The sequence below is a fragment of the Cohnella suwonensis genome (assembly GCF_042655365.1).
GTDB classification, from domain to species: domain Bacteria; phylum Bacillota; class Bacilli; order Paenibacillales; family Paenibacillaceae; genus Cohnella; species Cohnella suwonensis.
Genome location: NZ_JBHSMH010000015.1, coordinates 43,651 through 65,259 on the forward strand (window position 1 = coordinate 43,651; position 21,609 = coordinate 65,259).

Below are 21,609 nucleotides of genomic sequence, written 5' to 3' on the forward strand. Positions count from 1 at the left end.
TTTTGTCAATCGTCCGACTTATTAAAAAGCTTCCAGTTCAACACGGATATCAGTCCGATAATCACGAACAGAACCCAAGATACGGAAGCCGCATAGCCATAGTTCTGATAGACGAAACCTTCCCGGAACATGTAGAGCACGATCGTTTCCGATCCCGGATAAGGCGATTGATTGCCGGCGAGCACTTGAGGTTCCGTGAAAATCTGGAACCCTCCGATCGTGGACATCATGACCGTGAACAAAATGATCGAACGAAGCATCGGCAGCGTGATTTTCGTAAAGCTCTGGAACATCGTCGCCCCGTCCAGATTCGCCGCTTCGTACAAATCCTTCGGGATTCTCTGCAATCCGGACAAATAAATGATGGCATTGTAACCCAAATACCTCCAAGCGATCATGAGCGCAATGACGCTCCGAACGCCGGCGCTAGAGTTAAACCAAGCCACTTTATCCAGCCCGAGTTTCTCAAGCAAGTAGTTGACTAGCCCGTACTCGTTCCCGAACATGGATTGGAAGATGATGACGACCGCGACCATGGCCGTGATGTTCGGAAGAAAATAAGCGATTCTGAAAAAACTTTTGAATTTAACGATCGACAGATTGATCGTATAGGCGATGACCAGGGCGCATGCCAGCATGGGGCCGTTGGCCAACAACCAAATCGCTACGTTATTGATCAACGCTTGCCAGAAATTCGGATCGCTAAACATATAATCGAAGTTGTTCAATCCTACCCATGTCATTTCCCCGATTCCATCCCATTTGTGAAAAGAGAGATAGATCGAGAAGAATATCGGAAACACCGAGAAGATCAGGAACAAGATATAAAATGGAGAAATGAACAAATAAAGAGTTTTGCTCTTGTATATTTCTTTTATAAGGCCTCCCATATGACTCCTCCAAATCATTCGACGAGGCAGGGTACGTATAGCCCCCTGCCGCATCCTCTATTTTATTCCCTTTGATTCGAGAGCGCCGATTAACGCGAAAGCTGACGTTTGATTTGCTCCTGCGCTTCGTTCCAAGCTTTTTCCGAATCTTTTTTCTGGGCGTCTACCGAGCCGATCGCTTTGGTGAGCTCGTTGAATACCATGTCGTCTCTCGTATCCGTATGCGCCACTTTTACGTCCTTTGCCGCATCGCCGAATACGGTGCTCAGATCTTGATTTCCGAAAAATTCGTTCTTGTTGGCCATTTCCGGCGTCGCGTAAATTTCAGGCGTCGACGGGTAGTTGCCGAACTCCTTGTAGCCGACCATCAAGTTTTCGGGGCTTACGAGGAATTTGACGACTTCGTAAGCTTCTTTCGGGTACTTCGTCGATTTCAGGATGCCCATGAACGAGCCGCCCTGATTGCCGACGCCGCCCGGCGGATACGCGATGTTCCATTTCCCTTTCGTGTCCGGCGCCGCGGCGATAACGTCTCCGACCGCCCAAGACGCTCCCGTGAAGGAAGAGATTTTACCGTTGTTCATGGCCGCGTTCTTCTCGGAATCGCTGGCGAACGGGAACGTCAAGCCGGCTTGATAAGCTTTGACCGACGAATCCCAAGCTCCCTTGATGTGCGCTTGATCTCCGATGTATTTTCCGTCTTGATCGAAGAAGGTTTGGCTGCTTTGACCGATCAGGCTTCTGAAAATATCCACGACCGTGGCCGATTGGGATCCGGTTTTGTCTTTCACTTGCTTGAGAAGATTAAAGTAATCGTCCCACGTTTTCACCTGATTTTTGACTTCTTCCGGCGTGCTTGCCACTCCGGCTTCCTTGAACAAATCGCTGCGATAGTAAAGCACGACCGGAGCGACGTCGATCGGCAAGCCGATCAAATATTTATCGTCGGACGACGCGCCCAACTGCCATTTCCAATCCAAGTACTGAGGTTGGATGTCCCGCGCGCCTTGATCGTATAAATTCACGAATTTTTCTTTATAAGTAATCATCGTAGAAATCCAGCTATCCATCGTGACGATGTCCGGACCGCTGCCCCCGCCCGTAATCGTTGTTTTCAGTTTCGTTAGGAAGTCTCCTCCGGACGGGAGCTTTTCCGCTTGAAGGTCGACATTCGGGAATTTCGCCTTGGCCGCCTCGATCGTGGAATCGGAGATCGCGCCGTTCCAGTACCACATCTTCAACGTAATTTTCCCGTTTGCAGCGCTTTCATTTGCACTGCCGCTAGGTCCGGCGTTATTGGCGTTATTGCCGCACGCCGTGATTCCGAGAATGACCGAACAAGAGAGCAAAGCGATAGTCAAGGATTTGAATTTCATTCTAACGTCCCCCCGAATAATGAAATGGTTGTTTAGTACAGTTCTTTGCCAATCTCCCTGCATTAATGCTTGTCATTTCATTAAATCTTTCGATCGAAGCATGCGAAACTTCGTAAGCAAGCACCACCACCTTAAAAGAGGCTTGAAATATTCATGAATCGCCGATTCTGGTATCGATTCCATATTAAAGTTCATTTGTATGGAATCGATACCAGATTTAGGATTGTTCCCCGTTCGTTTTTTTGTCATCCAGAGATTTGCGAAGTAGGAGTCGTTCGTATGGAATCGATACCAGAATGTTGTCTTTGTCATCGCTTTCACTTGAACATGTGCCCAGTATAAACTCCCCATGCCTATTATTGCAATAACCTTTTTTGATAAACGGCCGATTCTTTAAATCAATCCTCGTCTCTTTTTTCGGAATTCTGCCGGCGACGTTCCCGTTTTCTTATGGAATAACCTCGTGAAATAATTATAATCGGCGATGCCGACGGCCTGGGCGATAGCCTGAATCGTTAGATCGGTCAGCCGCTGCTGGCCAACGATAGGGCTGTCTCATTAGGAACAATCCTAATGAGACAGCTCTTTTCCGAATCAGGTTGTCTCTCGCCCACTTGATGCTGTCACCGAGCTGCCGACTTACATCGGATGTGCTCCCGTCACGCGGATAAGCCTGCCGCATCGGATCCCGAAGGATCGACGCGGCAGGCACAGTTCGTCGAATCGTCAACCTATTAGAAGCCGTACACCTTCCATTTTTCGAGTCCCGTCGACACGCCGGCTTTCGCCGTCATATTCAACCGGATTTTGTTCGTCGTTACCGGCGTGAACGTCGTCGTGTTGTATTGATTGCCCAGCACGCCGAGTCCCGAAGGACTGCCAACGTTCACCCAAGCGGTGCCGTTCCAATACTGGATCGAGCAAGAGGCAGGCAAGTCGATTCCCTCGTTGTCGTCGAACCAATAAACGTCCGATTTGGAAATCGTCTTGTTCGAGCTGAAGTCGTATTCCACCCACTGCGTCGTGCCTGGATTGTCCCAGTTTCCGTAAACGGGATGGCCGCGGTCGTTCGAGCTCGTCGGCTCGTACGTGTCGTTCAAGCCGGCCAAGCTCTCCCATGACGAGACGAATGAAGCGAGAGCCGTGCCTTGCGAGGAAATATCCGCGATCGTCGGACCGCCGTACAGGGAAGCGATCTCCGAAGCGCCGAGCGCGCGGTTGTAGATCCGGAAGTCGTCGATCGCGCCGTTAAAGTACGGATCGCCGTATTCCGATCTGCCGATCCAGTTCTGCGTCGTGTTGCCCAGGCTCGACGGGGTCAGCGTCATGCTCGTGTTCGTCGCGACTTGCGCGCCGTCCACGTACAGCGTGCCGGTCGAGCCCGACAGCGTCACCGCGACGTGCTTCCATACGCCCGTAGGGAACGCGGTCGTCGAGCTGATTCGCTGCTCTCCTCCGCTTCCGCCGGTCGTAATCGCGAACCGCAAGCCCGCTGCGCCGGGCTGCGGAGTCAAGAACATGTTGGCCGTCGTGCCGGTGCCGAAATCGAAGATGCGCGTCCAGTTGCTTAAGCTGTTCGCTTTCACCCACGCCGCGATCGTCAGGCTCGTCGTCCCGTTGACGATGCCCGCAGGAAGGCTCGCATAGCCGGTCGAGCCGTTCAGGCTCAAGGCGTTGCCAGCATGACCGGCCACCCAGGAAGTTCCGCCGGTAAGCGTCGCTGTCTTCCCGTTACCGGATGCATCCGCCGCGGCCGTACCGCTCGTCTCGTTGAACAGATAGTTCGCGACTAGCTCATTCGTCGTCGTGCCAAGGTTAATCGTGAAGGATTTGGTGACCGGCGCGCTTCCCGTATCATAGTCGCGCAGCTGAGCGGTGAATGTGTAGCTGTTCTGCGGCGCGGAGGCGGAGATCGTGCCCGTGATCGCGCCGGTGAAACGATTGAGCGTCAGCCCCGGAGGCAGCGAGCCGCTCGTGACGTTCCAGTCGTAGAAAGGTACGCCACCCTTGGCGGCCAGCGTCTGGGAATAGGCCGAGCCTTTCGTTCCGTTCGGCAGCGAAGCGGTAACGATGGATGGCGCGAGGAACGGAGTCAAGTTCCGGTTCAGCTTCCATCCCGCATTCTCCGCCACGAGCAGCGTCAGCTTCGTCAGCATCCATCGTTTCGATGGGAAGTAATGAGTGCGGCCGCCGTTCTGTCCGCTGATCCGATCCCAATATTGCTGTTCGCCAGGGATATGATAGCCGCCGTCGATCGGTACGGGGTAACCCTGGTACGCGACGACATCCGGGTCATTGCCGCCGCTCGCGACATAGGCGGCCATGCCGTCCCATTCTCCGGTGAACACGAGGCCGTGCCCGAATTCGTGCATGATGACCGAATAGATGTCGGTCGCGCAGCTGACGGTGCAAGTCGAGGGATCATTTTGCGTTAAATACCAATTGTCGTCGTTCATGTCGGTTTGCGCCGAGAAATTCGGGAAGAAGTCGAGCACCGCGCCGATCGAGCGGTGAATCGGTCCCGGCGCTTGTACGCCGCCCCGTGTGTGGTATGGGCCGTTGCTCGTGGTCCACCCCGTCGAATGCGGATCGTTCAAGCCGCGGAGGATGACCCATTCGCCGTTATAGGCTTGATTGTTCGTGACGGTAGTGTTGCCGTTAAAATTATCGTTCGGCACGTAGTTCGTTTCCGCGCCGGCCGCGACCGTATCGAAAGGCGCCATGTCGAAGAAGTAGAACCAATCCTTGATCGCCTGTTCGGACGCCGCCTTGATACCCGGATTGCTGAAATAATTCGTGATCGTATCGAAGCGATAATCGAACAGTAGCGGAAAAGTCGTCGCCGCATTTTCGTCCTGATCCGTCACGCGGATCGGGATCGTCTGCGCGTGCGAATTTCCGTTGTTCTCCTGCACGAGCAGCGAGAGCGTATAATTCTCGATGTCGCCGTTGCCGCCGACGCGGTCGGGGTGAATTTCGAGCTTGAAATCCTTCGTTTCGGAAGCGCTGGCGAACGTCAGCGTCTTCGTTGCGCCCGTCGCCGACACCGTGCTCGGCAGGTCCATCATGAGCCGAGACGACCCCTGCGCGTTCAAGTTGATCGTCACCGGATACGAAGCGCTCACCGGCGGTATGACCGTCATTTGAATGTACGGATTGGCTATATACCCTTGCCAATCGACCAGTTCGATTCCATTGCTGTTCAATTCCCTGCCGAACATATCGACGACCGACGCATCGGTCGCGGCTGCGGCGGTTGCCGTGCCGGCCATCCCCTCGCCCGCGATCGGAAAACAGGAAATCAGCAAGATGCAAAGGGCGATCATATACCCTTTTTTCATTATTAAACCTCCCTCATCTTCAAATGGACATTCTTTAGCTGCACGCGACAACGAGAGTTACATACTGTTCACCTCCTCATCGTGCATAAAATAACGCCTGCAGCCAAAGTTACTGCAAGCGCTAAAAGATGTAACTATTACCTTTCTATGCTATCGATGTCTATTATTCAACGATTCTTCTTTCGAAAATATAAGTCGGTTCCATGCCGTCTTTGTTTTGGTTCGATTGTTTTCATACCGAACCCGCTATGCGTTCCGTTCGAAAATCGCCATTTCCGACAGGATTTCTCCTATGATGTCTTCGTAGTCCCGGTCATCGAGCGAAAACAGTTCTTCTCTTTTCCTCCTTGCGTTCCGGTGCAATTCCTTCGCGTCCGTCCATAAAAACACTTTGCGCATGCGCTGCGCGAGCTTCTCCGCATCTCCGCCCCGACGGACATAGCTTTTCATGATTTCGAAATCGCGGATCCCTTTTCGTAGCAGCTTGTAACGGAGAGTCAGCATCGGCTTCCCGTCTCTGCCCGGATATACGAAATTCGTATCGCCTGCCGGAAAAAGCGGGAAATGATAGGAAATCCGTTTCAACGGATCGTTCGGCCAGACCGTATAATTCCAACGCAAAAATCCGTCCAAATTCCATAACCACGCCAGCCAGGGAATGAGCCTGCTTTCCAATAGATGAGAGCTTATGAAGGTGTTAGGATACGCGTTCTCGCAAGCGACGTAATACAATGTTTTCCCTTGCTTATCACGCATCAGGGCCTGAAGCCGATCGAATTCTTGGACGACGCAATCCACGCCGGGCACATGATCCAGGAGCCCTTCCTCTTCGATAAATGCGGCATGGTTGATCGCGACCTTGTATTGGAAGGACGGCGCCATCTCTTGCAACAATTTCAAGCGGTTCCTGAATATTCCGATGTCCGCCGGTTCATCCGCCACGATCCGGACTTTGTCCGCCCATCCCCGTTCGGCGAAGTTCTTCTCCAGCGCGCCGACGTAGCGCTCCAGCTGCCGTTTTTCCCTTATGTACTTGTAGGTCCGGCTGCTTTCGTCGTAGTACCGGATCCGGACGGCATCGCCATGGTCTTGGATCACCCCGCCGTAACCCGCGTCCTCGAGCACCCAAATATTGAGCAACCCGAACACTTCGATTTCCCGATCGATTCCGTATTTCATGCATAGCTCTACATATCGGTTCAAGGATCGGAAGTCGTACGTCCATTCGTCATTCCCGTGATGCGTCACGTTGACGATGTTATATTCGAACAAATTCGCGGGATCGATCCGATCGTAACAGGAAGCTTGCCCCGACCAGGGAATCTCGGACACGACGACGGCGGAGGCTTTTTGCCCGAGATCGGCCAGCGAGGAAACGTAGTTTTCCAGAATCGCGAAATGCGGATCGCTCCAAAGCTCCACGTCGTATTTACGGGCGATATTGGAGCTGTGCTGCCACAAATCCAGATAAAACGAATACTCCGCCGGATCGGTTAACACGACGTCCAACACTTTCATTTCGAAGGTCAGCGTCCGAACCAACGTCTCATCCTCGAACATTCGGTGCCGGTATACGTGAATTTTCGGAAAATATACGCCGGGCTCGACATCGGACCCGAGCTCGGCTTCGATCCAAACCGGCTGAGCTTTTCTTCTCTCTACGTATACGTAAGGCTGCTGCAAGATCATGTCCGATTTCCATTGCCGGTCATCGTCCTCGACGAGCCCGATCAGGCTCGCTTTGATCCGGCCGTTCTTCAGTCCCGGTACTTCGACTTCCACGCGGACAATGTCGATGGGGCCGCGCTCATGGAAACAAGTCTCCCCGTTCACGGATACGAGCATTTCTTCATCGGCGTACACGAGGAGCTGCACCGCGGCCCGATCGTTCCTCGCGCAGATGAGGGAAATTTCCTTTTGCTCGTCAAACGGCACCGAGAATTTGTGATAGGCGCCAAAAACGTACTTATAGCTTTCATGCTCCAGTCCTACGGCTACATTCATACGATCACCTCTAAAATTTGTCATTCTTCCTCTTCAGTATAGTCTTCGGTCGGTTTGCTTTCGTATATCTTTTATCCGCGGGAATATGGATTTTTCGCGCATTTGTGCTACGATTTAATCAAGCTGTTTGAAGCATGCCAACGTAAAGGTGAGGGGTATGAAATTTTCGAGTTTCTATCGGGTGCCGGACGACGATGATCAGGGCTGCAGCGATCCAAGCCATCATTTGATCCTCAATTCGGCGGGGTTCTATCAGTTCGAGGCTTTTTTCCGAATGACGCACCGAAAAGCGGGTCGTAAGGATTTTTATCTTTCCTACAACCTTTCGGGACCTATGACAGTCTACCTCAAAGGACGGGAGCACGTTCTGCGGCCCGGGAGTTTTTTCTGGTATCGGCCTTTCGAAGAGCAGCTATACGGCCATCGCTTGGAAAAGGAATATTTGGCTTACTGGGTTCATTTTACCGGATATGGCGTGGAGGAGCTTCTGAATCAAGTGGGGCTTCTGGAGAATAACGCTTTTTTTGCAGGTTTCGATGATCGGATCGTTTCTCTCTTCGGAGAGATGATGGACGAATTGCGCGACAAGCAAGCCGGCTATGAGTTGGCCTCCTCCTCGCATCTTTCCTACCTGTTTTCCCTCATTTCCCGGCAGCTGGACCGGGAGGTTAACGCAAAGGGCGGTCACGTTCGAAATGAAATCTATGAATCCATCAAATATATTCATCAACACTACGCAGAAGAGATTTACGTGAACCGGCTTGCCGAAATTTCGCATCTCAGCACGGATCGGTATACCGCCTTATTCAAACGCTTAACTGCCACCACCCCGAACCGGTACATTATTCGATTCCGGCTGCAGAGGTCCCGAGAGCTCATGAAGCACACCAGCTTGAATATCCAGCAGATCGCAAACATGGTGGGCTTCGAAGATCAGCTCTACTTCAGCCGGATGTTCAAAAAACATTATCATAAAACCCCGTCCGAATACTTGTCGGACCTTGGCCGGCAATCTTGACCCGCGTGGCTCGATAGCAAAATCGCCCCATTATCGCCATATAACGGCTTGCCGGAAAGGCTCGACAGCATATCGTCCGTCATCTTATCCAGATCGTATGCCGCGTTGAAACCCCATTCTTCTCGCGCCGCCGACGCGTCGATCGCGTCCGGCCACCCGTCCGCGATGGCCTGCCGAAGGGGGTCGATGCGATATTGAAGCTCGAAATCCGGCACGTGCCTGCGGATGCTGGACGCGATCGCTTCCGGATCGACGCTCATAGCCGTAACGTTAAAGGCGTTTCGATGCTTAAGCCGGGATGCGTCCGCTTCCATGAGCTTGATCACCGACTCGACCGCATCCGGCATATACATCATGTCGAGAAAGGTTCCTTTGCCGATATACGACGCGTATTTGCCGGATTTGACGGCGCTGACGTACATGTCCACGGCGAAGTCGGTCGTCCCGCCTCCCGGAGGAGCGGCGTGCGAGATCAATCCGGGGAAGCGAAGTCCCCTCGTGTCGATTCCGTATTTATGAAAAAAGTAATCGCAGAGCAGCTCCCCGGATACTTTACTGATGCCGTACATGGTGGAAGGGCGTTGCAGCGTATCTTGGGGCGTATCTTTTTTGGGCGCGCCCGGTCCGAAGGCGGCGATCGAGCTCGGCGTAAAGAGTTGGCAGCCCAGCGATCTTGAGGCTTCCAACGCGTTCAGTTGTCCTCCCATGTTCAACCGCCATGCGAGCATGGGCTTCGATTCCGCCGTCGCGGACAACAGGGCCGCAAGATGGATGATCGCATCGGCACGGTGGTCTTTGGCCGCTTCATAGAGCGCAAGTCCGTCGGTAACGTCAACCGGCCGGAACGGTCCGGACATCGCCGTCTCGCTTTGATCGTTCCGGATATCTGTCGCCATCACCGCATCATGTCCGTAAAGCCCTCGCAGCCGGTCCGTCAAATCTCGCCCGATCTGGCCGAGCGCGCCGGTCACGAGAATCCGCCTCATGTTTTTTCCTCCTATCGAATCAAGCCGAGCTCCCAGCCCGCTTTCCCGTAGGCAGCGAGCGCGCGGTCCAGCATCTTCGTCGTATGTTCGGCCGTGGGCATATTCCGGACTCTTCCGGTCCCCTTCGGCACGGTCGGGAAGACGATGGCTTTCGCGTATACGCCTTCCTCGTACAATCTCGCGCTGAAGCGTTGGGTTTTTTCCTCGTCTCCGATCATGCAAGGCGTAATCGGCGTTGCGGTGTGGCCCGTCGAGAAGCCAAGCGCCTGAAGTCCTCTCCGCAAATATGCGGCGTTCTCCCAGAGCCGATCCTGCAGCTGCTTGCTTTCTTGCAGGATGCCGATCGCCTCTATGCAAGCCGCGACCGTTCCCGGCGGCAACGCGGTCGAGAAGAGGAAGGGACGGCTTCGCGCTTTGAGCCAATCCACGACTTCCCGCGTTCCCGCCACGTATCCGCCCACCGCGCCGACCGCTTTCGACAACGTGCCGATCTGAAAATCGATCCGGTCGGAAAGCCCGAAATGCTTGACGGTGCCCGCCCCGCCTCCAAGGACCCCGGAACCGTGCGCGTCGTCCACGTAGGTGATCAAATCATAGGATTCCGCGATCTCCGCGATGTCCGGCAGCTTCGCCACGTCGCCGTCCATCGAGAACACGCCGTCCGTGATGGCCATGATTTTCCCGAACGCGCCGGATTCCCTGGCTTCCTTCGCCTTCGTCCGCAAGTCGTCCATGTCGGAATGGCGGTAACGGATCACTTTCGCTTTGGTCAACCGGCAGCCGTCGATAATGGAAGCGTGATTCAGCTCATCCGACAGAATGGCATCGCCTTCGCCCATGACCGCGGAGATCGCCGCCATGTTGCAGTTAAAGCCCGATTGAAAGGCGACGGCGGCTTCGGTTCCTTTGAAGGCGGCCAATTTTTCCTCCAGCTCGACGTGCAAAGCGAGCGTCCCGTTAATGGTGCGAACGGCTCCGCTCCCCACCCCAAACCGAATCGTGGCCTCGACCGCGGCATCCACCAGCCTCTTGTCCGTCGCCAAACCCAAATAGTTGTTGGAAGACAGGTTCACGAACTCCCGGCCTTTCATGCGGATGACCGGTCCGTTCGGACCTTCCAGCGGGTCGATCGTGTTATAGAGCCCCCGGTCCTTCAGTTCGTTCAGCTGGTTCAGCAGAAAAGCGGACAGCGTTTTGCTTGTCATTCGGCTTCCTCGCTCTCTGCCAAAGCAAACCGGAACATCTCTTCGAACAAGACGAAATGGCTATCCAAAATCTCATCCTCCGTCATTTTGTCTCCCGGCTCGTCAAGCCCCATATTGGATTCGAACGTCATGCTCATCCCGCCGCAAGTATGATGGACGGCCGAAGTCAAGTTGAAAGACGGAAACGGGGACTTCTCTTCGTCCGTCTCGGTTTGATCCACTAGGGAGAACGGAAAGCCCCGCCTACGGCAGGCCGCTTCCATTCTCTCGTTGAACGCTTGCTGCTTCCGTTTGACGGACGCAGGCAAATAATGGATCGCCGGAAAATGAATCGGCTCATTCGCTCCTCCGTGCAGCGACACGTGGAAATCGACCGCTTCCAGCTCCGACAGTTCGAGCAGAGCCGCCGTCTCGCGCGCCATGGGATTAAAAAAGTTATCATGCATGAAATTGACCCCGTCATCGTTGAAGTAGGAGCCGAGAAACCCGGAGGCGATCTTGATCGGATGAACCGCCTTGCAGTCGGGCCACGAACAGAGCGTGCCGTCTTTCCAGGTGCCTTGCATGAAGTAAACGAACTTCTCGTATGGCACATCGATCAAGGTATCGACCGGCAGCCTGGACCGACCGTCGGGATTCAGGCAAGGAATGAGAAGCAACCGGAATCGATGAGCGTTGTCCAATAAATAGTCGTGGCGTTTTCCCCGATAATCCTTCCCGGTTTCCAGCAGATGAATAAGGTTCATAATCGCCGCGATGCCCTCAAGCTCCCCGCCGTGAACGCCTCCGACGAGAAGCAGAACGGGTTTGGCGTCTTCGCCTTTACGGGCGTAGTGATCCGGATTTCCCGCGCCGCAAGCCGAGTTATAATTGGCTCTCCGGCCGAAGTCCATCTTCTCTCCGTATTCGGCCAGATGAATGTCGCGGCCGCCGGCCGACGAAGCCAGTATCCTTGCTTTTCCCCTGCTAACCTTCAACAGGCGTTGCTCGATTTCCGACAGCTTGCTTTTCCAGAACGGCGCAACCAAAAGCGGTCCCTCCTTCGCGAAAGTGATGAGGACCGTCCATTATCCTTTTATCGATCCCATCGTAGCGCCTTTGACAAAATGCTTTTGAATGAATGGATATACCAGCATGATCGGCAGCGTGCCGACGAGAATCACCGCGTACTTAAGCGATTCCAATACGATGTTCTTGTCGCCGACGGCGGAACTCGTGGTGGTATCCGAGTATTGACCGATTAGGACGATGTTCCGAATGATAACTTGAAGCGGGAATAAGCTGGCATCCCGAATGAAAATAAGCGCGTAAAAGAAGTTACTCCATATTTGCACGGCATAGAACAAGGAGATCGTTAATATTACGGGCTTCGACAAGGGGAGGATGATTTTTAGCAGGATGCCCAGATCGGACAACCCGTCGATTTTGCCGGACTCCTCGAGATCCCGCGGAATGCCTTGAAAAAACGTGCGCATGATGATCAGGTACCAGGAGGAAACGAGTCCCGGCAGCACCATGGCCCATATCGTATCCAACAAATGATAGCTGCGCACCACGAGGTAAGTCGGGATCAATCCGCCCGAGAACAGCATGGTGAACACGATCAACAGCATGAACGTTTTGCCGAAGACGAGGTTCCTCCTCGATAACGAATAGGCTCCCATCGTCGTGAACGCCAGCGAGAGCGCGGTCCCCAGCACGACGTATAGGAGAGTATTCTTGTAGCCGACCAGAATGCGGCTATCTTGAAAAACGGCGGTATAAGCATCGAAATTGATCCCTTTGGGCCACAAGCCGATCCGATTTCCGACCACGTGATCCGCGGAGCTTATCGAAACCGCTGCCATGTGAACGAAGGGAAACAGCATGGCGCAAGCGAAAATTCCCAGCAGCAGAATGTTAACGACATCGAAAAGACTCGTATGCTTTTTCAATCCGCAAGTTCTCCTTTACCATAGACTTGTTTCCCCATATCTGCGGCTGAGCTTGTTGCTCGCATATACGAGCAGGAATCCTATGATTCCCATGAACAAATCGATAGCCGTGCCGTAGCTGTATCCCCCTTGCAGAATGCCCACCCGGTAGACGTAAGTCGAGATAATGTCCGACGTGTCGTAAGTCGCCGCGTTGGACAATAAGAACACCTTTTCGAAGCCGATTTCCAGAACTTGGCCGATCTGCAGAATGAACATGATGACGACGGTCGTCGCGATACCGGGAAGCGTCACATGCCGGATTTGCTTCATCCTGCCGGCGCCATCCATCTTGGCCGCCTCGTACAACTGAGGATCGATGGTCGTAATGGCCGCCAGAAAAATAATGGAGCCCCAACCCGCCTGCTGCCAGATTTCCGAGCTGACGTAGATCGTCCGAAACCATTCGGATTCCTGCAGGAAGTTGATCGCCGGAAATCCCATCCGTTGAATGGCATGGTTGAGCCAGCCGGTGCTAGGGGACAACAGCATAACGATAATGCTCGATACCACTACGGTGGAAAGGAAGTAAGGCAAGTAACTCACCGACTGCACGAACCGTTTGAAGATCGTACCCCTAAGCTCATTGAGCATAATGGCCAGAAGGATAGGCGCCGGAAAACCGAACAGGAGCTTGTATCCTCCGAGAAGCACCGTATTTTTGATAATGACTAAGGCATCGCGGTTTTCGATGATCAGCTTATAATATTTCAGACCCACCCATGGACTCCCCGCAACGCCTTTGAACAAATTGTAGTCCATGAAAGAGATCGCGATTCCGAACATGGGAACGTACTTGAACAGGATGTAGTAGACCAGCACGGGTGCCAGCAGCAGCAGAAAGATGCGGTCGCGCTTCATTTGCCCTAAGATGGATGGCTTCAAATGCCGGTTCTCCTTCCCGAGAAGATAGGGCTGAACGTCTTCGGGAGTCGTCCAACCCTATCGCGATCTCTTTATTTCATGTTATTTTTGAGCCGATCCAATCCGATTTGGTAGGCGTCAATGAGCTTCTGCGAGCCAAGATTCGTGAGTTCGGCCAGGAAAGCGTCCCATTCCGTCATCGGGGTTTCGCCCAAGATGAATTTGGCGATGGACGTTTCGTAATATTTTCTTACCTGCTCTTCCGTGTTGGCAATGGCGCTTTTTTCTTCGGCGGTCAGAGGCGGCAGGGCGTTGATGACCGGGAACTGGTATTTAGCGGCTTCGGTGAACGCATATTGCTCATTCTCGTTGCTGAGCGATTTCGAAGCTTCGAAATCGGCAACGCCATATGCGCCCGTCGTGAAAATTCCCAGCTCCTTGCGAAGATCGTTCGGCACTTTGTATTGCGGCAGGAATTTGCGTTTGCCGTCCGCGACCGTGTACGTTTCCCCTTCTTTGCCCCAGCTGAGAAGGTCTTTGCCTTCTTCGGAATAGATGAAGTCGAGATAACGCAGCGCGGCATCCAGATTTTTCGTTTTGGAGGATACGGCGAATCCGTATTCTTCAAAGTTGGCATTCGGGATATAGGCATTGCTGCCGGATCCGAGCGGCGGCGCCATGAACTTCAAATGAGCGCCGTTCTGAAGCTGCGAGTTCATGATTTCGATTTGTCCGATGAATTGGATCGTCATGAACGATTGGCCCGTGGTCATGAATTGCGTCCACGCCTTGTAGTCCATCGAGAGCCAGTCCGGCGGAATCAGGCCTTCCTTATGGAACTTGTTCAAATATTCGATCAGTTTCTTAAAGCCCGGATCGGTCACTCCGTGCTTGATCTTGCCGGTATCCTTATCCTCGAAAAATTCCGGATAGACGCCGAACGACGGACCGAAATATTTCAATGTATTGATTCCATGGCGGTAAACGAACGGATAGCTGTCCGGATACAGCTCCTTCAGTTTCTTCGCCGTTTCGTACAGCTCATCCCAGGTTTTCGGCTCCTGGAGCGAATGCTTCGCGAAAATATCGTCCCGGTAAAAAAAGACGGTGTTACTGCCCGCTCCCATGCCGTCATTAAGCACATGGTACATTTCTCCCCCGGGAGACGTCATTCGCGCGGCGACATCCGGTCTGGATTCCAGAAACGCTTTCAGGTTGGGCATTTGGTCCAGATGTTTGGACAAATCCAGGAAAGCGCCTTCCGGCCCGTATTTCTGAGCGTCGGGAGGGAATACGGACATCAAATCCGGCATTTCTCCGGAAGCGATGGCAAGCGCCAATGATTCCGGACCCGTCTTCGTCTCCTGCTTGATCGTGATATTCGTCTTCTCCTTGACCCACTTCCATACGGCCCAATCTTCCTTGACGGGCCAAGCTTCGGAAGTATCCGTCAACAATCGGAGAGTGGCCGCTTCGGGCAACTCTGCCGTCGCCGATGCGCTCGCGCTTGCGCTCGTGCTGGGCGAAGCGGATTGGGTTTGAGCTTCCGATCCGTTATTATTGCCGGAGCACCCCGCAAGCACTGTCGTCAGCAACAGGACTGCCGCCAACAAGGCGAATACCGTAACTCTGTTTCTAATCTTTTTTTTCTGCGACAAATTCAACACACCGTCCCTTTTCGATTTTTGATTCTGCTATGCATGCTTGTCATCAAGGTTCGTGAATTCGCTTTCAAACGCTGCAGCCCCCTTGATACCGCGATCATAAGGCATCAAGGAAACTTCGGTAAATCAACAGAACTGACGAAGCTGCAACTACTTTACGCTTTTCTGATAATAATACCAGCTTTCGCAAAAACGCCTATTCTTCTGTTTCGTTATTGTCCGATTGGTCATGAGGGACCGTGACCGTTACGGAAACGCTGGTCTGGTTGCCCGCGTTGTCCGTTGCCGTGTAGGTGACGGTGTAAATGCGTCCCGTTCCTTCGCCCGATCTTTCGGCTCGCAACCCGAAGGAAACGGCCTCCGTGCCGATATCGGCTTGAATGTCGTCTTCGCTGTCCGGCTCATTGTTCGTGATGGAGGTCAGCACGACCGACGAGATGCGGGAAGTGGCATCTTCCGAATCCAACTCGGCATTCACGGTGACCATCTCATGATTCGCCGGCCAGAGGGACGTGCGGTCCAATTCAACCGTAAGCACCGGCGCCGTCCGGTCGATTTTGAACTCGAATGTCCGAATCTCCTCCGGGTTGCCCGCTTCGTCCGTGCTGCGGTATTCGACCTCGTAGGTCCCGTCCGCGAAATCCGATACGGGTCCGGCATAGGGCAGCCATTCTCCGCCGCTCACCCGATACTCCGTTAGGGCAACGCCCGATCCGACATCCGTTGCCGACAAGGTGAACGCCACATCCGATACATACCAGCCGTTGTCGCCGTCGGGCGCCCCCGGGTTGAGGGATGCCACCGTAACCGGCGAAGTCTTATCGATCTTCACGACAGCCGTTCGCTGAGCTTCCTTATTGCCGGCCAAGTCCGTGCTCCAATACGCAATCTCGTGCTCTCCGTCGGTTGTCAGGGTGACCGTGTTTCCGGTCTGCCGCGGTCCGCCGTCGACCTTGTAGGAGGTGGACGCGACGCCGAAGCCGCCCTCATTGTCGCTTGCGCTCACGGTGACCGTGACGTCCTCCCGGGCCCAGCCGGACGGCGCATCGTCCGTCGTCGTCGGAGCGATCGCGTCGGTCTTCGGTTTGTACATCGTCACGTAATCGAACGTATATTGGCTGGTGAAGCGGTTGGGACGGAAGACGAACGAGTTCAGAGCCGGCAGCGTCGTGTTGCCGTTGTAGAATGACAGTCCACTGATCTTGTATTCGCCCGTTTCTTTATCCAAGGTTGCGGGATAATCCGCCGACCCGGCTAAGTTCTTGAATGCATCCGACTGCATGGAAATGTCGAATTTCTTGTTATCCGTATCCACTTCGAAGCGAAGCGTCATCCATTGTCCTTGCTGAATTTTGAAGTTGGAATTCGGAATTTTGAAGGCCTGGTTGTTCCTCCAGGAGCCTATCGTGCCGTCGGAGAATCCCGTGAACCGGATCACGTCGGTTCCGGAACCGCCGATCATGATCTCAAAGTTCCCGACGTTATGGTTCAGCTTCTCGAATTTGAATCGGGTTTCGATCGTCACCTTCCCGCTCATGGGCGTCGTGATCCGCTGGATGATCGGACTGTTCGCGAATTCGTCCGTCATAACGTAATAATTGTCGATCACCTTCAGCGCTTTGCTGTCCGTACCCGGCAAGAACACGGTCTCGACCGCGGTTTCGACGTCGCCGAATTTCCTCGTCGTAATCGTCCAGTTGTTGCCGCTTTGCGTTTTCCCTAATGTCCAATCGTCGAAGCCGTCATAGTAATCGCCGCCGGCACCCGCTGTCGGCAAAGTCAGCGTGAGCGTCGGCCCCTCCGCGGATTCGTTGCCGACCGCATCCGTCGCCGTCACCTTGAAGGTATACGTTCCTCCCGATGTCAGCCCCGCCGCGTCAAGGGCGTTACCGGCTACCTCCGCGACTTCGACGAAATCAGCCGCCCCCGGATCCTTCCGATACAACGTATAGGAAGCAACCGTGCCGGAATTGTCCGAGGCGATGTCCCACGCGAGCTTAACGGCTTTCGGGAACAAATGCGCGACCCGCAGGACGTCCGACTCGTCCCAAGACGGAGCCGTCATATCCCGCATCGTCACGGATACCGCAGAGCTTGCCGCAGAACGGTTGTCGCTCGTATCCACGGCCCTTACGGTCAAGGAATACGTCTGTCCGGTCGTCAAGCCGGTAACCGTGGCGTTCAGGCTGCCGCCCGGCACGACCGACTTCAGGACGCCGTTCGCGTAGACCGCATATTCCTTCACGCCGGCATTGTCGGTGGAAGGGCTCCACGAGACGGTCGCGGTTTCGTCCGTCTGGGAGACGAGCTGCACATTCGCCGGAACGCCAGGCAATTCCTCGTCGTCCTTGACTTCGATCAAGCCGATCCAGTCCAGGTTCATCGGCCCGAGCGCCGTCCACAGCGTAATGTCGATCGGACCCGCCTCCATGTGCTGGCCCGTCTTGATGCGCGCGCCTCTCCAATTCTCGGGCAGAGTTCCCCAATCGACGGTCGTCGGCGTCTCGAAGTAGTAAGGCCGATCCCCGATCAGGGCAAGCCGGCTCGTGCGCTTGCCGGCCGGCAGATCCCAGCCCGACACGTATTTCAGCACCAGATCATAGGTGCCCGCCTTCGGAACGTTAAGCTGCCATTTGCCCCACGAGCCTTCCGCCACCCAGCTCCCAATGCCGACTCCGCCCGACAGGAAGGGACGGCTCATATACGGGATGAACGGCGGGTCGCCGGCGGAGGCATACGCTTCCGCTTCCTTCCAGACCATCGGGGTCGTTTCCCTCTTCTCGTCCGGATCGGTCCACGTCACCGTCTCCGAAAGTTGGTCCGCGCTGATCTTCGTCAGCTTCACGACCCCGGATTCCCCTCGCAAGATAATGGGAGCGTCGGCCTCGAGATAGACGCTGCGCGGCCTGCCATGCGATGCGAAAATAAATCCGGGCGGCGCTTCCTCCACCTCGTACAAGCCGGACTCGTTCTCGAGATTGCCCCAAGCGACCGGCACTCCTTCCGTGTCGCCGTGCACCTGCAGAGTCACCGTTCCGGACACCCCGTTGATCTCGGTCTGCAGGGTCACGGGATCCATCGGCTGCAGAATCGGAGCCTGATTGAGCTTAAGGGCCCGTTGACTTTTCTCTACCTGAACTTGGAGCGTGCTGCCCGAAACGTTCCAGTGCACGCCGCGCAATGCCATTCCTTCGACCGCGTCGCCGCCCTGGGGAATGTCCAGGCCGCTCTCGTCATCGCGAAGGCGCGTGATGCCCGGCGCATGGATAGCTACCTGCGTATCCGCGGCACTTGACAAGGAGAGCCGGTCTCCGCCGTAAACGATCGTGGCCGGCTGGCTGCTCTCGATTACCGTGACGCCATCTTTCACGGCCTTCGTACCGTCCACCAGCAGCATCGTGTCGCCCTTGACGGCCACGGCGGCTCCGTTGAACCGGATGCTCCCCGCGTCGATTTCGCCGCTGCCGGTTAGCCGGACAAAGACGACGGAACCGTCGGCGAACGAAAGCTTCATGTAATCGCCGTGATTCTCGGTCACCACGTTCTGCGGAGAGGAATCCCGCTTATAGGCTTCCAAAGTGGACACGATCGTCGTCGCGGTCGTCTTGGGCGTGATGAACGCCGCGTGTTCCTGTTCCTCGTTCACGAATCGGCCGCCGGGCTTCCGCTCGACTCCGTTCTGGTCCAGGAACTTGTCTTCGAAGGTGGTCCTCAAGCCGGTCGGAGCATGGAGCCGGACCTTCAAGCCCGCGTTCCCCTTCAGGATCGTCGCGCCGGCGTTGTCCGTGTCGAGATTCAACTCATCATCGGCGTGCAGGCGCCATTCGAACTCGGCACCTGCCGTATTCGCCGATGCCAGTTGATCGATCACCACGAACATCGACGGTCTCACATAGATGACTTTCCGGTCGGCCTTCGAGAGCGCGCCCATATAAGCAGCAGCTGCGTCGCCGCCCGTCGCGTCGAAATCGGGATGCGTGACGAAGCCCGTGATCCGGCCGTCCGCGTCGATGTTGTTGATCGGCTGCCCCTGCTTCCCGTCGAATGTAATCGCGTTAGAAGCAAAGGTCATCTTGCCGTAGTTCTTGTCATGATCCGTGAAGTAATCGTCATAGAAGCCGCTTTCCACGGCCAGCGATTCGCCGAAGGCTTTGACGACGAAGCTGTTCTGGTCCGCATGGCTGTGGTTGTAACTGCCGTACGGACTCGATTTGAAGTACATCGAGACGCGGTCGGGATCGTACAGCTCGGAATGCATGGCGACCAATCCCACGTCCTGGAACCACCGGGAATCCGGCAAATCCACCGGCGGCATGGCCGGCAGATCGGCATCCCCGTAGAAGTAGTTGGCGAGCTCGTCGCCGGGTCCCGTCCCGATCGCTTCCGCGGCCCATTGCATCCGGGGATCGGCATACATCTGAGCCAGCCGGTTATAGATGGTTACGCTGGGGCGATTAGGAGAGTCTTCATGTCCGTCTCCGAATACTCCGCCCGGGCTGCCATGCGGGAAGGCATAGAGCGGATAGAGACCTTCGTTGCGGGAATAGGCTTTGTCATAGAGGTTGAACCCGCCGGCGCTGAGCAGCACGTCCGTGAACTCCTTGCCGAACAAGGAGGACCATTGCCAATATCCCGTCCCCTGCGACCATCCTCCATCTTCTCCACCCCAAGGCGGCATGATATTGATATAGGCGGGAACGACGTCGCGGAACCATTCTTCGGCGGCATCCACATCGTGAAGCATCGCGGTCGCGATAATGCCGATGTAACCGAAATTCGTCCAGCCATGCGAGTCGTACGGGTTCGTCCAGATCGGATGCTCGACGACGACCTTGTCCACCATTGTGGTCGTTCTGGTCTCAACCATGGTTTGCACTTTCCCTCTGTCTTCCTCCGACAGCAAGTCGTAAATCCAGTCGTAAGCGATGGCGGTTTGTAGGGCGATATACCGGTGCACCTGATCGTTGATCTCGTACCTCGTGTCTCCGGTCGGACTCCACGAAGTGATGCCCATCATCCGTCTTTTCGCCTCGTTTCCGTAATCCGGATTGCCGGTTACGAGATAGACGAACGCAGCGTCCAGCATCTTATTGACGGCCGCGTCGGATTCCCTGCGGAGCTTGGTCAAAGCGTCCAGGTAGGCTTGATCGCGGGAACCCGAAGGTTCGAAGGGAAAGTCCGGCTCAGGAGGCAGCTGTTTGCCGAAATTGTCGTTCACCGACTTCAGCTTGGCTTCGTAAATCTTCTTGCCCGTCGTGGTGATGGCTAAGCTCCTGAATTCCTCCAGCGTTCCGTCCGTCGTCCAAATCCGCGGATGATCCGAGGTCACGTTGCCCATGATGTCTTCGACGGGAGGGACGGGGAACGGAACGTTCTGTTCCTCGATACGGAATTTCCGGATCTGGCTCCACTCCGACCAGCCGTCCGCAGGCTTGTAATACTTTACGCGCCAGTACCATGTACCCGCTTCGAAGACATTCGGGAAATTATAAAAGTTCTTCGTCAATGCCTCATTCTCATACACGACCTCCGCTACCGTACTGCTGCGGCTGACTTGCAGATGGTACTGATCCGCCCCGCCGATCGCGGGCCAGTGGAAATCGGGCGGATTCTGCGTCGTGACCAGCGAATCCGCCGGACCGAAGGGCATTTGAAGCCCCGTTAAGGAAGAGGCCGGCCACCCGGGAGCGGCCTCCGCCACGGGCAGCCGGGCAAAGGGAAATCCGCCGAGACTTCCGAACAACAGCACGATCGCCATCGTCCAGGCCAAACTTTTATTCGCCTTCGACTTTCTGCCTATCCACACAAACCATCAGCTCCTTTTCTTTGAATCCGCTTACATTAATTGAATGTCAGGGGAACGCCACCATCATAAAGCAACCTGTATACCCGGTAAATCAACAGAAATGTTCCCGCTGCAACTCCCTTGAGATTTCCTGATAAAAATACCACCTTTCGCAAAAACGCCTAGGAATGCATATCGCATGCGCTACAATGTAATGATCCGCTCTAAGAAAAATCGGAGGCTTTGCCTCCGGTCCTTTTACTTTTGGCGGATTTCCATAATGAAGCAATCATACCCATGTCCCTTGTAACTCTCGGGGTCGACCGATCCGACATCCCCGTTTCTGCCTGCGGCTCTTCGCGAAAATGTACCTTTATCCCTTCCGATCAGGAGGAGAATAGGTGCAGCTTAACTTCCCCTACATCTTTTCCGCGAAATGGTCGAGTAGGCGGGGCCTCTCCTATCATGGATTGCGCCCCCTACCCCTCACAGATCCGTACGTG

General features: G+C 54.8%; 13 protein-coding genes. 1 reads left to right on the plus strand and 12 read right to left on the minus strand.

Annotation, left to right across the window (positions count from 1 at the left end; all coding sequences use genetic code 11):
* Window positions 1-5: 5 nt before the first annotated feature.
* The 5 genes from ACFPPD_RS07285 to ACFPPD_RS07305 form a co-directional block, all read right to left on the minus strand.
* Window positions 6-890 (minus strand): carbohydrate ABC transporter permease, encoded by an 885-nt coding sequence (locus ACFPPD_RS07285; RefSeq protein ID WP_209750026.1) that lies wholly within the window; start codon window positions 888-890, stop codon window positions 6-8.
* 89 nt (window positions 891-979) lie between these two features.
* Complete coding sequence (locus ACFPPD_RS07290) at window positions 980-2,266, minus strand: ABC transporter substrate-binding protein (RefSeq protein ID WP_209750025.1); 1,287 nt, start codon at window positions 2,264-2,266, stop codon at window positions 980-982.
* A 393-nt stretch (window positions 2,267-2,659) separates the two neighbouring features.
* Entirely contained in the window at window positions 2,660-2,812 is a 153-nt protein-coding gene (locus ACFPPD_RS07295) for an AraC family transcriptional regulator (RefSeq protein WP_209750054.1), read from the minus strand.
* Window positions 2,813-3,000: 188 nt separating this feature from the next.
* Window positions 3,001-5,607 (minus strand): LamG-like jellyroll fold domain-containing protein, encoded by a 2,607-nt coding sequence (locus tag ACFPPD_RS07300; protein WP_209750024.1) that lies wholly within the window; start codon window positions 5,605-5,607, stop codon window positions 3,001-3,003.
* Window positions 5,608-5,853: 246 nt separating this feature from the next.
* Window positions 5,854-7,611 (minus strand): DUF4091 domain-containing protein, encoded by a 1,758-nt coding sequence (locus ACFPPD_RS07305; RefSeq protein ID WP_209750023.1) that lies wholly within the window; start codon window positions 7,609-7,611, stop codon window positions 5,854-5,856.
* 274 nt (window positions 7,612-7,885) lie between these two features.
* Between ACFPPD_RS07305 and ACFPPD_RS07310 the strand changes: the two genes are divergently transcribed.
* Window positions 7,886-8,629 (plus strand): AraC family transcriptional regulator, encoded by a 744-nt coding sequence (locus tag ACFPPD_RS07310; RefSeq protein ID WP_378081686.1) that lies wholly within the window; start codon window positions 7,886-7,888, stop codon window positions 8,627-8,629.
* Here the strand turns inward: ACFPPD_RS07310 and ACFPPD_RS07315 are convergent.
* From ACFPPD_RS07315 to ACFPPD_RS07345, 7 genes are all read right to left on the minus strand, one after another.
* A complete protein-coding gene (locus ACFPPD_RS07315) occupies window positions 8,581-9,615 on the minus strand; it encodes an NAD-dependent epimerase/dehydratase family protein (protein WP_209750021.1) in 1,035 nt (344 codons plus the stop codon). The two genes, ACFPPD_RS07310 and ACFPPD_RS07315, sit on opposite strands and share 49 nt — an antisense overlap.
* Window positions 9,616-9,626: 11 nt before the next feature.
* On the minus strand, window positions 9,627-10,820 hold the full coding sequence (locus ACFPPD_RS07320) for a glycine C-acetyltransferase (RefSeq protein WP_209750020.1): 1,194 nt from the start codon (window positions 10,818-10,820) through the stop codon (window positions 9,627-9,629).
* Window positions 10,817-11,848: a M14 family zinc carboxypeptidase gene (locus tag ACFPPD_RS07325; protein ID WP_209750019.1), complete on the minus strand. Its 1,032-nt coding sequence runs from the start codon at window positions 11,846-11,848 to the stop codon at window positions 10,817-10,819. Before ACFPPD_RS07325 ends, ACFPPD_RS07320 begins: the two co-directional genes overlap by 4 nt.
* 39 nt (window positions 11,849-11,887) lie before the next feature.
* Window positions 11,888-12,754: a carbohydrate ABC transporter permease gene (locus tag ACFPPD_RS07330; protein ID WP_209750018.1), complete on the minus strand. Its 867-nt coding sequence runs from the start codon at window positions 12,752-12,754 to the stop codon at window positions 11,888-11,890.
* A 15-nt stretch (window positions 12,755-12,769) separates the two neighbouring features.
* Window positions 12,770-13,678 (minus strand): ABC transporter permease, encoded by a 909-nt coding sequence (locus ACFPPD_RS07335; protein ID WP_378081683.1) that lies wholly within the window; start codon window positions 13,676-13,678, stop codon window positions 12,770-12,772.
* A 71-nt stretch (window positions 13,679-13,749) separates the two neighbouring features.
* On the minus strand, window positions 13,750-15,315 hold the full coding sequence (locus ACFPPD_RS07340; protein WP_209750017.1) for an extracellular solute-binding protein: 1,566 nt from the start codon (window positions 15,313-15,315) through the stop codon (window positions 13,750-13,752).
* A gap of 202 nt (window positions 15,316-15,517) precedes the next feature.
* Entirely contained in the window at window positions 15,518-21,127 is a 5,610-nt protein-coding gene (locus ACFPPD_RS07345) for a DUF4962 domain-containing protein (protein ID WP_209750016.1), read from the minus strand.
* Between the last annotated feature and the right edge of the window lie 482 nt (window positions 21,128-21,609).